This window comes from Pseudonocardia sp. ICBG1293, from assembly GCF_020131355.1.
Classification (GTDB): Bacteria; Actinomycetota; Actinomycetes; order Mycobacteriales; family Pseudonocardiaceae; genus Pseudonocardia.
Genome location: NZ_JAHLEL010000047.1, coordinates 394539 through 405764, shown reverse-complemented (window position 1 = coordinate 405764; position 11226 = coordinate 394539). Strand labels below are relative to the sequence as shown.

Below are 11226 nucleotides of genomic sequence, written 5' to 3'. Positions count from 1 at the left end.
CGGCACCCCACGACCCCACCCCCGGTGGCGCGAGCGCCGGTCCGAAGGAGATCCGACCATGTCCACGACCACCGAGGCGGCCGGCCCGCCGCGCACCGACCCGGCCCCCACCGAGCGGACCCGGTCCGCCGCCGACCGGATCGCCGGCGCCACCGCGATCGCCCGCGCGGTACCCGACGGGGACCCCTACGTGCTCTACGAGCGCGGCGACGACGTCTTCCTGGCCGCGGGCGCCGCCGCCGAGCTCGTGCTCGGCCCGGACGGCCTGACCGTCACCGCACCCGGCGGCACCCGGCACGAACCGCTCGCCGCCGACCCGCTCGGCCAGGTCGCCGCCGCCCTCGCCGAGGTCGGCGGCACCGGGTGGCAGGCCTTCGGCTGGGCGTCGTTCGAGCTGGCCCACCTCCTGCACGGCGGGGAGCTGCCCCCGGGCACGGGAACTCTGCTGCACCTGCTGCTTCCCCGCCACCGCGCGCACCTGCACCCCGGCGGCGCGGACGTCGAGACCGCCGACGACGCCGTCGCGCGGGCCTGGCGCGACGCGATCCTCGGTGCCGGGCCCACCGGTCCGCGCACCGGACCGCCGGTGACCGTCGACGAGTCCGCCCGGGCCGAGGCCTACCGCGGCTCGGTCGCCGCGGCCGTCGCCGAGATCGCCGAGGACCGTTTCCGCAAGGTCATCCTGTCCCGCACCGTCCCGGTCACCGAGCCGGTCGACCTGCCGGCCACCTACCGGCACGGCCGGGCGCACAACACCCCGGCCCGCTCGTTCCTGCTGCGGCTCGGCGGGCTGGAGGCGGCCGGGTTCAGCCCGGAGACCGTGGTCGAGGTCGCCGCCGACGGGACCTTCTCGACCCAGCCGCTGGCCGGCACCCGGGCCCGGTCCGGGGAGCCGGGACGCGACGCCGAGCTGTCCGACGAGCTGCGGCGCGACCCCAAGGAGATCTACGAGCACGCCGTCTCGGTGCAGGTCGCCCAGGACGAGGTGTCGCAGGTGAGCGACCCGGACGCCGTCGTCGTGGAGGAGTTCATGCGGGTGGTCGAGCGCGGCAGCGTCCAGCACCTCGCGTCCCGCGTCCGCGGCAGGCTGCGGCCCGGCGCCACCGCCTGGGACGCGCTGGGACGGCTGTTCCCCGCGGTCACCGCGTCCGGGCTCCCGAAGGCCCCGGCGTGCGCGGCGATCAGCCGCCACGAGGGTGCGCGCGGGCTCTACAGCGGCGCGGTGCTCACCGTCGACCACACCGGGGCGCTCGACGCCGCGCTCGTGCTGCGCGCCATCTACCGCGCGCAGGGCCGGACCTGGCTGCGGGCCGGGGCCGGGATCGTCGGTGCGTCCACGCCGGAACGGGAGCTGGAGGAGACCCGGGAGAAGCTGCGCAGCGTCAGCCGGTTCCTGGTCGGGGAGGAGACGACGTGACCGTGCTCATCGACGGGGCGCTCGGCTGGCCCGATGCCGACGTGGAGCGCTACCGGCGCGAGGGCTACTGGGGCGAGGACACCCTCGGTGACCTGCTGGGGCAGTGGGCCGGGCGGTACGGCGACGCCGTCGCCGTCGTCGCGGGACCGAGCCGGCGGACCTACGCCGAACTGGACCGGGCCGCGGACGCCCGCGCCCGTTCGCTGCGGGCGCTCGGCATCGCCGAGGGCGACCGCGTCGTGGTGCACCTGCCCAACGTCGCCGAGTTCCCGGTGACGCTGTTCGGGCTGCTGCGGGCCGGGGCGGTGCCGGTGCTGACCCTGCCCGCGCACCGGCAGGCCGAGATCGAGCACCTCGCGGCGCTGTCCGGGGCCGTGGCCTACGTCGGACCCGAGGTCGTCGAGGGCTTCGACCACCGCGAGCTCGCGGTGCAGGTGGCGAAGGCGGTGCCCTCGCTGCGCCACCTCCTCGTCGACGGCGAGCCCCTGCCGGGGACCACCGCGATCGCCGACCTGCCCGCCGGCACCGCCGAGCCGCTCCCGCGGCCCGACCCCGGGCAGGTCGCGGTCCTGCTCGTCTCCGGCGGCACCACGGGCAAGCCGAAGCTGATCCCGCGCACCCACCGCGACTACGCCTACAACGCCCGGGCCAGCGCCGAGGTCTGCGCGCTCACCGCGCACGACGTCTACCTCGCCTGCCTGCCGCTGGCGCACAACTTCCCGCTGGCCTGCCCGGGCCTGCTGGGCGCGCTCGGGGTGGGGGCCACGGTCGTGCTCGCGCCCGTCCCGAGCCCGGACGTCACCCTCGGGCTGGTCGCGGCCGAGGGCGTCACGGTCACCGCGATGGTGCCGCCACTGCTGCGGCTCTGGGCCGACCTCGCGGGCGACGGCCGCGGGTCCTGGGACCTGTCGACGCTGCGCCTGGTCCAGGTCGGCGGGGCCAAGTGCGACGCGACGCTGGCCCGCCGCGTGCGCCCCGAGCTCGGTGCCACCGTGCAGCAGGTCTTCGGGATGGCCGAGGGGCTGCTGAACTACACCCGGCTCGACGACCCCGACGACCTCGTCGCGGTCAGCCAGGGGCGCCCGCTCAGCCCGGCCGACGAGATCCGGGTCGTCGACCGGGACGGCGCCGACGTCGCGGAGGGGACGGCGGGGGAGCTGTGGACCCGCGGGCCGTACACGCTGCGCGGCTACTACCGGGCCCGTGAGCACGACGCCGGCTCGTTCACCCCGGACGGCTACTACCGCACCGGCGACCTGGTGCGCCGGCTCCCGAGCGGGCACCTGGTCGTCGAGGGCCGGATCAAGGACGTCGTGAACCGCGGCGGCGAGAACGTGGCCGCCACCGAGCTGGAGGAGCACCTGCTGGCACACCCGGACATCGCCGGCGCGGCCGTCGTCGGGATCCCGGACGACGACCTGGGCGAGGCGGTGTGCGCCGTGATCGTCCCGGCGCCGGGCGCGACGCCGCCGAAGCGGCGTGCGCTGCGTACCTTCCTCACCGAGCGCGGGCTGGCCCGGTTCATGTCACCGGACCGGGTCGTCGTCCGCGACGACCTGCCGCTCACCGCCGTCGGCAAGATCGACAAGCGGGCGCTGGGCGTGCTGCTCGCCGCGGAGGGGAAGGTGTCCCGATGACGGTGACGAACCTCAACGGCATCCGGCTGTCCTGGACCGACCACGGCGGCGACGGCCCGCCCGTCGTCCTCGTGATGGGCACCGGCAGCCCGGGGCGGGTCTGGCAGACCCACCAGGTGCCCGCGCTGCGCGACGCGGGCCACCGGGTCCTGACCCTCGACAACCGGGGCATCCCGCCGACCGACGAGTGCGCGCACGGGTTCACCGTCGACGACATGGCCGCCGACGTGCTGGCCCTCGTCGCGCACCTCGACACCGGGCCGGCCGCGCTCGTCGGCACCTCGCTCGGCTCGCGCGTCGTGATCGAGGCGGCACTGGCCCGGCCGGATCTGGTCACCCGGGTCGTCGCGATGGCGGCGCACGCCCGGCTCGGCCCGGTGCAGCGGGCGATCACCGCCGGCGAGATCGCACTGGCGGACGCCGGTGTCGAGCTGCCCGAGGGCTACCACGCCGCGGTGTCCGCGCTGCAGTACCTGTCGCTGGCGACCCTGCGCGCCGACCGCGACGCCCAGGACTGGCTGGACATCCTGGCGTTCGCCGGGGCCGGTGTGTCCAAGGGGCACCGGACCCAGCTGCAGGTGTCGATGGCGCTGCGCGACCGGACCGAGGCCTACCGCGCACTCGCCGTGCCGCTGCTGGTGCTCGCCTTCGCCGACGACGCCGCCATCCCGCCGCACCTGAGCCGCGAGGTCGCCGACGCCGTCCCCGGCGCCCGCTACGTCGAGGTCGCCGACGCCGGGCACTACGGCTACCTCGAACGGCCCGACGAGGTGAACCGGGCGACGGTCGCGTTCCTCAGCGGCCGGTAGCGGGCGCGGCGGCCACCCGGGCCAGCGCCGGACGGAGCCGGTCGAGCAGCCAGCCGGTGGACACCACGTTCGGTGCCTGCAGGGCGATCGCCTCGTCGAGGCCGATCGGGACGTACGTCGTGCGCGACAGCGCCTGCGCCACCACCGGGCTGCTCTCGAAGCGCCGGCGGTCGGCCGCGGTCGGGAAGCTCATGACGACCAGATCCGCCTCCGCCAGACGGCCCGCCTCCTCGTAGGAGAGCGCGACCGTGCCGGGGGCGACCTCGTCACCGGTGGGCGGGTCGGTGGCGAAGGTCGGCGGCAGCCCCAGCCCGAGCGCGCGGGTCAGCGCCGTCGACTGGTTCGCCGGGTCGACGATGAGCGGGATGACGTCGCCCCGTGCCTGCCCGACCAGCACCGACCGGCCGGTGAGGCCGGGGAGCTCCGACCGCAGCGCGGCGACGGCGCCGTCGGCCCGCGCGACCAGCTCCTCGGCCCGGTCCGGTGCGCCGAGGGCCGCCCCGATCCGCCGGGCGTCGTCCTGCATCGTGGCGCCGAACAGCGCATCGCGGTAGACCACGGTCGGTGCGACGGCGCTGAGGCGCTCGTAGGCGTCGCGGTCGGTCACGAGGTAGGACGACACGGCCAGGATGACGTCCGGGCGGTACGCCGCGATCCGCTCCAGCGGCAGCGGCTCCAGTTCACCGATCGTCAGCACCCCGTCCGGGAACGGCGCGAGGTAGGGCGCCTGCGGCTGGGACTCCCCGGCGTTGCGCAGCCCGCCGACGACGTCCGCCCCGAGCTCCCTGGCGACCGCGACGTCGGCCGCCCCCAGCGCGACGACCCGCTGCGGGCGGTCCGGGATCGTCGTCGACCCGAAGGCGTGGTCCACCGTCAGCGGGAACGCGGCGTCCGTTCCGTGAGGACCGGTGGCCGGTGGTGCGCCGGCGCACCCGGCGACGAGCAGCAGGGCCGCGACGACGAGCGCGACGACCGACGAGCGGGCCGGGGGGACCGGTGGGGGACGCACACTCCGACAGTCGTCCGCGGGCGGCTCCGGGTTCCGGTGAGCGGGGTGTTCTGCACCACCGTCACCGTCGGGGCCCGCCGAGGCCCGTCCGCGTGCGGGTGGTGGCGCGTCGCCCACCGGAAGAACCCGCCCACGACGTCGCGACCTCTCCCGCCGTCGCTGCGACCCGGGTCAGACCTGCAGCTGTCCCCCGTCGACCTGCAGGTCCGCCCCGTAGGCGTAGCTGCTGTGCGACGAGGCGAGGAACAGCACGGCCGAGGCGATCTCGTCCGGGTCCCCGATCCGCTGCGCGGGGAGCCCGGCGCCGATCCGGGCCCGCAGTTCGTCGGCCTGTGCGCCGAAGACGTCCTCGAACATGGTGGTGTCGGTCGGGCCGGGCGTGATCACGTTGACCCGCACGCCGCGGCCCGCGAGCTCGCCGGCCCAGGTCCGTCCGAAGGCCCGCACCGCTGCCTTGGACGCGCCGTAGAACCCGAAGCGATCGGCCCCGCTGCCGGCCGAGGTGGACGAGGCGAGCACTACCGACGCGCCGGGGTTGAACAACGGCAGTGCCTTCTGGACGGTGTGGAAGGTGCCCTTGACGTTGGTGTCGAAGACCCGGTCGAAGTCGGCGTCGGTGAACTCCTCGATGGTCCCGAGCAGGTTGAGTGCGGCGTTGGCGAACAACACGTCCAGGCCCTGACCACGCTCGCGGACCTGGTCGTAGAGCCGGTCCAGGTCGGCGGCGACGCCGACGTCGCCGACGACGGGGGTGGCATCGCCGATCTCGGCGGCCGCCTTCCTCAGTGCGACCTCACCTCGGCCGGTGACGAACACGTGAGCGCCCTCGGCGGCGAACCGCTTCGCCGTCGCCAGACCGATCCCGGAGCTGCCACCGGTCACCACCGCCGTCTTGCCGTCCAGTTGTCCCATCGGGCGCCGACCTCCTGTTAATTCAGTATCGTTCGGTACAGAATAAACGTAGCACGCTGTCGCCGGGAGGGGGCGGACTATGCTCGGTGGCATGGCAGGCGAGGCGGGGGCGACCGTCGGGCGGCCGCGCGGGTTCGACGTCGACGAGGCGCTCGAACGGGCGATGCGGGTGTTCTGGGCGCAGGGCTACGAAGGGGCCAGCCTCACGGACCTGACGGCCGCGATGGGGATCACCCGTACCAGCATGTATGCGGCGTTCGGCAACAAGGAGGCGCTGTTCCGCAAGGCTCTGGACCGCTACCTCGCCGGGCCGGGGTCCTACGGGTCGTGTGCCCTGGAGCAGCCGACCGCCCGGTCGGTGGCCGCGGCGTTCCTGCACGCCGGCGTCGAGGCGACCACCCGGCCCGACCGCCCTGCCGGGTGCCTGAGCGTGCAGGGCGCGCTCGCCGTGGCTCCTGGTGACAGGGGAGTGCGGGACGCCGCCTCCGACCTGCGGGACGACGTTCGGGCCCGGCTGGTCGAACGGTTCGAGCGGGCCCGGGACGAGGGGGACCTGTCGGCGTCCTCGGACCCGGATCTGCTCGCACGCTACGTGATGGTGGTGTCCAACGGCATCGCCGTTCAGGCAGCGGGCGGAGCGGGTCGTGAGGAGCTGCACCGGGTCGCCGACTCGGCTCTCCTGCACTGGCCGTCGGCGTGACGGGGTCCGCCGGCGGTCTGGCGGGGTGCACGGGGAGCCCGCTCCCGGCATGAGAGGGCGCGGGTGATCGGCTGCCCGCGTCGTCGGACGGGTGCTCGTCGGTGCTGTCACTCGGGTGTCGGCGCGCCCGCGGGAGGGCTGCCGCCGGTGCGGTCCGGCTGTCGTTCGACCGGAACGCCGGGGTGTGCGGGAGTGTCGTTCTCGTCCTGTGGAGTGGGCCGACCTCCGACGTCGTCCGGTGGTCCGTCGGACCCGGTGTGATCGTCGGGCCGGGTCTCGCAGGTGGGGCGAGGGTCCCGACGATCGATCTGCTCGCCGAGGTAGCGCAGCAGCACCGCGACGACTGCGGTCGTCGGCACCGCGAGAAACGCCCCGACGATGCCGAACAGCGACCCGCCCGCGGTGACGGCCAGGAGAACGACCGAGCCGTGCAGCTTGAGTCTCTGTCCCTGGAGGAACGGCTGCAGGACGTTGCCCTCGATCTGCTGCACCGCCACGACGAGTACCGCCACCGCGACCGCGGTGCCGAATCCCTGGGTGACCAGTGCGATCAGCACTGCCATCGCGCCCGCGACGACCGCTCCCACGATCGGGATGAACCCGCCGAGGAAGGTGAGCACCGCGAGCGGCAGCGCGAGCGGTACGCCCAGCACCACCAGCCCGATCCCGATGAACACCGCGTCGATCAGGCTCACCAGTGCCTGCACCCGGAGGAAGCCGCCGAGGACCGACCACATCCGGGACAGCACCTCGGACAGGTGTCCGCCCACGGCGGGCCCCGTGATCGACGTCAGCCACGGCAGGAACCGGGGTCCGTCCTTGACGAAGAAGAACGTCAGAACCAGCGCCAGCACGATCGAGAGCAGGCCGGACGCGATCGTCGAGACCCCGGCGAGTACTCCGCCCGCGATCGCCGCGGCACTCTGCTGCAGCTGGGAGGTGACCTGGTCGATGAAGGCCCCCGCCTCGCCCTCGCCCAGGTTCAGCGGGGGCCCGAACGCCCACTGCTGCACGCGGTCGAGTGCGTGCACGACGCCGTCGGAGATCTGCTGTACCTGGCCGGTGACCGACGGCGCGATCGCCCCGAGCAGGCCGCTCACCGTGGCGAGCGCGACCAGCAGGACCAGCGCCGAGGCCGGCGCGGGCGGGATCCGGCGCCGGATCAGCCAGGCGGCGGGCGGGCGCAGGACGGTGCTGAACAGGACAGCCAGCACCACCGGCCACACGATCACCCACAGAGTGCCGATCACGTGATCGGCGATCACCAGGCCGAGTCCGATGAGTGCGATGCGCAGGCTCCATTCGGCGACCCAGGTCAGTCCGGTGCCGAGCACCGTGCTGCGGCTGGTCGCCTGCGTCGTCGGCGGCGTTCGCCGGCTCACAGCAGCGAGAACCCCGCGTCGACCTTGATCTCCTCGCCGGTGATGTAGCGGGCCCGGTCCGACACGAGGAACATGATCGCCTCGGTGACGTCGGCCGGTTCGACGGTGGCGACGTCGAGCAGGTTCCGGGACCGCGCGATCCAGTTGTCCTGGTCGGCCTCGTCGGCTGCGGCGCGGGCGGCCAGCGTCTCCACCGTGGCGTTCACGGTCATGCCCGAGACGACACCGGTGGGGTGCACCACGTTCACCCGGATCCAGTCGCCGGCCAGGGCGAGGGCGTAGGTCTTCATGAGGCCGACCGCGCCGTGCTTGGCCGCCATGTACGCGACTCGGCCCCCGGTGGCGCCGACCGGACGCGTCGCCGCGGTGGAGCCGGTCATGACGATCGACCCGCCGCGCCCTCCCGTGACGAGGTGCGGGATCGAGGCCTCGACGAGGTGGAAGTAGCCGGTGATGTTGACGCCCAGGATGTCGGCCCAGACCTGCATCTCCTCGGTGTACGAGTCCGCCTCGGTGTAGCGGACGATGCCCGCCTGTGCGATGACGATGTCGAGCCGACCGAGGGTGGCAACACCCTCGTCGACGGCCAGCCTGACGGCCGCTGCATCCCTGACGTCGACCTCACGCGCCACGACCCGTCGCCCTGTCCGCTCGATCTCCGAGACGGTCGCGGCGAGATCGGCCGAGGTCGCGTTGGGGTAGTCCATCGAGTCGATGTCCCGGCAGAGGTCGAGGGCGATGATGTCGGCGCCCTCCTCCGCCAGGCGCAGTGCGTGAGCCCTGCCCTGCCCCCGGGCTGCACCGCTGATCACTGCGACCTTGTTCTCGACCGAACCCATGGACGTCGACCTCTTCTCGTGACGGGATGCGTCCGCACCTTCATGCACTCAGTGCAGAAAGTACCCCATCCCCGCGGCGGTCGATTCCGGCGATCGGTCTGCGGGCCCGGACCTCGCCGATCGGCCACCTCCGCCCGAGGGCCTGTGTCGTCCCGCCGGCTCGTCCACGGGAGGGCTCCGGCGGACACGCGGTCCGCGTCGTCCTGCTGCAGTCGCGAGCAGCGCGGGCCGGCCGATCTCACCGCCGTCGCGCCGGACGGTCGCGAGATCCGGATCGTGACGTCGGGGTCGCCGGGGTCGCCGGGCCGTCCGGACCGGACGGTCTAGGCGTCGGGCAACGGATGGACGGCGCCCATCGCCAGGTCGAGGAGCTCCGACACGGGCCGGGTGCCGCCGCAGTCGACCCACTCGGCTCGGGCGTACTCGAAGCACGCGACGGCCGCGGCGGCGAGGGCGCCTGCGTGGAGGCGCTGCTCGGCGGAGGGCGTGGCGGCCGGTCGGGAGGTGAGAGCGTCGGCGAGGAGTCTGTTCCACTGCGTCTGCTTCCACAGATGGCTGCCGTAGAGCGCCGGCGTGTCGTAGATGAGTCGCATGGTCCGTAGCGACCGCCGGTTCTCCTCGTCGTCGTCATCGAGCATCTCGATCACGTCGTCGAACGCACGGCGCAGCGCGAGCCAGGGCTCCTCGTGGGGCGGACGTCCGGCGAGTCGCTCGGCGATGCCGGTCCCGGTCTCGTCGAGCAGCTGGGTGAAGACGGCCTCCTTGTTCGCGAAGTACCGGAAGAAGCTGCGCGAGGACAGCCCGGCCGCCGCGGCGATCTGGTCGACGGTGACGGCCTCGTAGCCGTGGTCGAGGAAGAGGTCCACCGCGACCGCGATCACTTCCGTGCGCACCGCCTGACGCTTGCGATCTCGCAGGGGCACCGCTGCTCGCTCCATGGCGCGACCCTAGCTCAGGCAGTCAGATGTGACATGAACTGCCATAAATGGCATCGAGTGCTGAGCATGGATACCGTGGCGGTCGGACACCACCGGTGACCCCGGGTGCGTATCCACACCGGACGGACGGCCTGACGTGCCGGTTCCGACCAGGTGCACCCCTTCCCAGACGACAGCCAGCGACGACCGAGGGCGGACATGTCTCCTGAAACGATCACCGTCGACTACCTGATCATCGGTGCCGGTGCGACCGGCATGGCGTTCGCCGACGCACTGGTCGGCGAGAGCGACCACACGATGGCCGTGGTGGACCGCAACCACGCCCCCGGCGGCCACTGGACGCTGTCGTACCCGTTCGTCCGGTTGCACGGGCCGTCGAACGTCTACGGGGTCCACTCCCGGGCCATGCCGAGCGACTCCATCGGGGCGAGCCTCGCCTCGCGCAACGAGATCCTCGACTACTACGACCGCATCATGCGTGACGTGCTGCTGGCCTCGGGCCGCGTCACCTACCTGCCGATGCACGACGTCGCCGGGGCGGGGGACGGGCCCCCGGGCACTGCCCGCGCGACGTCTCTGGTCAACGGCGCCACGACCGAGATCATCGTCAGGAAACGGGTCGTCGACGCCTCCTACGTGAACGTCACTGTGCCCGCGATGAAGCGCCCGGGCTACACCGTCGGGGACGGGGTGCAGGTCGTCCCGGTCAACCAGCTGGTGGAGCTCGGTGGAGTGCCCGAACGGTTCACCGTCGTCGGGGCGGGCAAGACGGGTCTGGACGCCTGTCTGTGGCTGCTGAGCCAGGGGGTCGATCCGGACCGCATCAGGTGGATCGCCCCGCGTGACGCGTGGTTGGTCAACCGCAGCCACGAAGGGGCCGTGTCGCAGTTCCGGGAGCTGACGTATCTGCACGGTCACGACTCGGCCGACGCCGCGATCGGCGCGCTGGAGGAGCTGGGTCTCGTGCTCCGACGCGACCCCTCCGTCACTCCCGGCGCCTTCCGCTGCGCGACGGTCAGCTCCACCGAGCTCGACCGGCTCCGGGGGATCGAGAACGTGGTGCGGCTGGGGCGTGTGCGGCGCATGGACTCCACCGGGGTCCACCTGGAGGGCGGCAGCATCACGACTCCGCCGGGGACCGTCTACGTCGACTGCTCCGCCGACGGGCTCACCCAGAAGCCGACCAGGCCCGTCTTCGCGGAGAACGTGATCACGCTGCAGCCCCTGTTGCCGTGCCTGGTCGCCCCCAGCGCGGCGGTGGTCGGGAAGCTGGAGTCGCTCGATCTCGACGACGTCGCCCGCAACGCGCTGGCCCCACCGGCGCAGAACCCCCGTACCGCACGTGACCTGCTGTCCTTCTACGGCACGCGGATGGAGCGCCTGCACCGCTGGTCCGGTTCGCCCGAGCTGTTCGACTGGCTGCGCGGGTCACGCCTGTCGGCCGGGCTCTTCGACCTGCAGGAGATGACCGACCCGGACAACCGCGCCACGGCCGCGGCACTCGCCGCGCACCTGGACGACGTCCTGAAGCGGGACGACGTCACCGTGTGAGCCGGCGGGCAGGGACCACAGAGGGGGCGGGC

General features: G+C 73.4%; 10 protein-coding genes. 5 read left to right on the top strand and 5 right to left on the bottom strand.

The genetic code is table 11. The features are described 5' to 3' along the window. Positions 1–58: 58 nt before the first annotated feature. Genes KPF47_RS25125 through KPF47_RS25115 form a run of 3 tightly spaced genes read left to right on the top strand, consistent with a single transcriptional unit; the run spans position 59 to position 3863 of the window. Positions 59–1417: a salicylate synthase gene (locus KPF47_RS25125; RefSeq protein ID WP_224391245.1), complete on the top strand. Its 1359-nt coding sequence runs from the start codon at positions 59–61 to the stop codon at positions 1415–1417. Beyond that, positions 1414–3054 carry a (2,3-dihydroxybenzoyl)adenylate synthase gene (locus KPF47_RS25120; protein ID WP_224391244.1) on the top strand — a complete coding sequence of 547 codons (1641 nt, stop codon included), beginning with the start codon at positions 1414–1416 and terminating at the stop codon, positions 3052–3054. Before KPF47_RS25125 ends, KPF47_RS25120 begins: the two co-directional genes overlap by 4 nt. Continuing rightward, entirely contained in the window at positions 3051–3863 is an 813-nt protein-coding gene (locus KPF47_RS25115; RefSeq protein ID WP_224391242.1) for an alpha/beta fold hydrolase, read from the top strand. Before KPF47_RS25120 ends, KPF47_RS25115 begins: the two co-directional genes overlap by 4 nt. Here the strand turns inward: KPF47_RS25115 and KPF47_RS25110 are convergent. Together KPF47_RS25110 and KPF47_RS25105 are read right to left on the bottom strand one after the other, a co-directional pair. Continuing rightward, positions 3850–4872 (bottom strand): ABC transporter substrate-binding protein, encoded by a 1023-nt coding sequence (locus KPF47_RS25110; RefSeq protein ID WP_224391241.1) that lies wholly within the window; start codon positions 4870–4872, stop codon positions 3850–3852. The genes KPF47_RS25115 and KPF47_RS25110 overlap by 14 nt on opposite strands. Positions 4873–5043: 171 nt before the next feature. Beyond that, the gene (locus KPF47_RS25105) at positions 5044–5784 is read right to left on the bottom strand and encodes an SDR family NAD(P)-dependent oxidoreductase (RefSeq protein WP_224391240.1); all 741 of its coding nucleotides are present in this window, start codon (positions 5782–5784) and stop codon (positions 5044–5046) included. 91 nt (positions 5785–5875) lie between these two features. Between KPF47_RS25105 and KPF47_RS25100 the strand changes: the two genes are divergently transcribed. After that, positions 5876–6484 carry a TetR/AcrR family transcriptional regulator gene (locus KPF47_RS25100; protein WP_224391239.1) on the top strand — a complete coding sequence of 203 codons (609 nt, stop codon included), beginning with the start codon at positions 5876–5878 and terminating at the stop codon, positions 6482–6484. Between the two features lie 107 nt (positions 6485–6591). Here KPF47_RS25100 and KPF47_RS25095 read toward each other — a convergent pair whose 3' ends face one another. The 3 genes from KPF47_RS25095 to KPF47_RS25085 all read right to left on the bottom strand — a co-directional run bounded on the left by KPF47_RS25095 (position 6592) and on the right by KPF47_RS25085 (position 9628). Further along, positions 6592–7866: an AI-2E family transporter gene (locus KPF47_RS25095; protein WP_224391238.1), complete on the bottom strand. Its 1275-nt coding sequence runs from the start codon at positions 7864–7866 to the stop codon at positions 6592–6594. Then, on the bottom strand, positions 7863–8705 hold the full coding sequence (locus KPF47_RS25090) for a mycofactocin-coupled SDR family oxidoreductase (RefSeq protein WP_224391237.1): 843 nt from the start codon (positions 8703–8705) through the stop codon (positions 7863–7865). Before KPF47_RS25090 ends, KPF47_RS25095 begins: the two co-directional genes overlap by 4 nt. A gap of 323 nt (positions 8706–9028) precedes the next feature. Next, on the bottom strand, positions 9029–9628 hold the full coding sequence (locus KPF47_RS25085) for a TetR/AcrR family transcriptional regulator (RefSeq protein ID WP_224391236.1): 600 nt from the start codon (positions 9626–9628) through the stop codon (positions 9029–9031). 213 nt (positions 9629–9841) lie between these two features. Between KPF47_RS25085 and KPF47_RS25080 the strand changes: the two genes are divergently transcribed. Next, entirely contained in the window at positions 9842–11194 is a 1353-nt protein-coding gene (locus KPF47_RS25080; protein WP_224391235.1) for an FAD-dependent oxidoreductase, read from the top strand. The last annotated feature ends 32 nt before the right edge of the window (positions 11195–11226 follow it).

Bases quoted from the DNA above. Each gene is read 5' to 3' on its own strand.
- KPF47_RS25080 (WP_224391235.1), top strand. From the start codon at position 9,842: ATGTCTCCTGAAACGATCACCGTCGACTACCTGATCATCGGTGCCGGT.
- KPF47_RS25100 (WP_224391239.1), top strand. From the start codon at position 5,876: ATGGCAGGCGAGGCGGGGGCGACCGTCGGGCGGCCGCGCGGGTTCGAC.
- KPF47_RS25105 (WP_224391240.1), bottom strand. From the start codon at position 5,784: ATGGGACAACTGGACGGCAAGACGGCGGTGGTGACCGGTGGCAGCTCC.
- KPF47_RS25090 (WP_224391237.1), bottom strand. From the start codon at position 8,705: ATGGGTTCGGTCGAGAACAAGGTCGCAGTGATCAGCGGTGCAGCCCGG.
- KPF47_RS25125 (WP_224391245.1), top strand. From the start codon at position 59: ATGTCCACGACCACCGAGGCGGCCGGCCCGCCGCGCACCGACCCGGCC.
- KPF47_RS25115 (WP_224391242.1), top strand. From the start codon at position 3,051: ATGACGGTGACGAACCTCAACGGCATCCGGCTGTCCTGGACCGACCAC.